Raw genomic sequence first — 955 nt, 5'->3', positions numbered from 1 at the left:
AGCCAGACCCATTTTTTCCTGGTCAGCTTTGGTTTTCGGCTCAACGGCGATAGAAATTACCGGCTCAGGGAATTCCATACGCTCCAGAATGATCGGGTTAGATGGATCACACAGGGTATCACCGGTGATCACGTCTTTCAGACCGATTGCTGCAGCGATGTCGCCTGCGCGAACTTCGCTGATCTCTTCACGTTTGTTAGCGTGCATCTGAACGATACGACCGAAACGCTCACGTGCAGATTTCACGGAGTTCAGTACGGTATCGCCCGAGTTAACCACACCCGAGTAAACGCGGAAGAAGGTCAGGTTACCTACGAACGGGTCGTTGGCAATTTTGAACGCCAGCGCAGAGAACGGCTCGTCGTCAGTTGCGTGACGCTCAGCCGGGGTATCTTTACCGTCGTCCAGGATACCGTTGATCGCCGGAACGTCAGTTGGTGCTGGCAGATATTCAACGACTGCATCCAGCATCGCCTGAACACCTTTGTTCTTAAATGCAGAACCACAGGTCACGAGGATGATCTCGTTGTTCAGTACGCGCTTACGCAGAGCAGATTTGATCTCTTCTTCAGACAGTTCTTCACCGCTAAAGAATTTCTCCATCAGCTCTTCAGAAGCTTCAGCAGCTGCTTCAATCAGCTTGCCACGCCACTCTTCAGCCAGTTCCTGCAACTCAGCACGGATATCTTCGTAAACGAAGGTAGTGCCCTGATCGGCGTCGTTCCAGTTGATCTCTTTCATCTTGATCAGGTCAACAACACCGGTGAAGTTCTCTTCTGCGCCGATAGCCAGCTGCAGTGGAACCGGAGTTGCGCCCAGACGTGATTCGATCTGACCAACTACTTTCAGGAAGTTCGCACCCATACGGTCCATTTTGTTAACGAACGCGATACGTGGAACGTTATATTTGTTTGCCTGACGCCATACGGTTTCAGACTGCGGCTGCACGCCACCT

1 protein-coding gene is annotated in these 955 nt (G+C 51.7%); it reads right to left on the bottom strand.

Going from position 1 to position 955, the window contains the following annotated elements; translation table 11 throughout:
* The coding region (locus QMM04_RS22725; protein ID WP_282997136.1) for an EF-Tu/IF-2/RF-3 family GTPase at positions 1–955 on the bottom strand (955 nt) is incomplete at both ends.

The sequence above is a fragment of the Pantoea sp. Pa-EAmG genome (genome assembly GCF_030024295.1).
In the GTDB taxonomy this organism is placed as follows: domain Bacteria; phylum Pseudomonadota; class Gammaproteobacteria; order Enterobacterales; family Enterobacteriaceae; genus Pantoea; species Pantoea dispersa.
The sequence above is the reverse complement of the archived record's forward strand: the minus strand, read 5'-3'. Positions and strand labels throughout refer to the sequence as shown.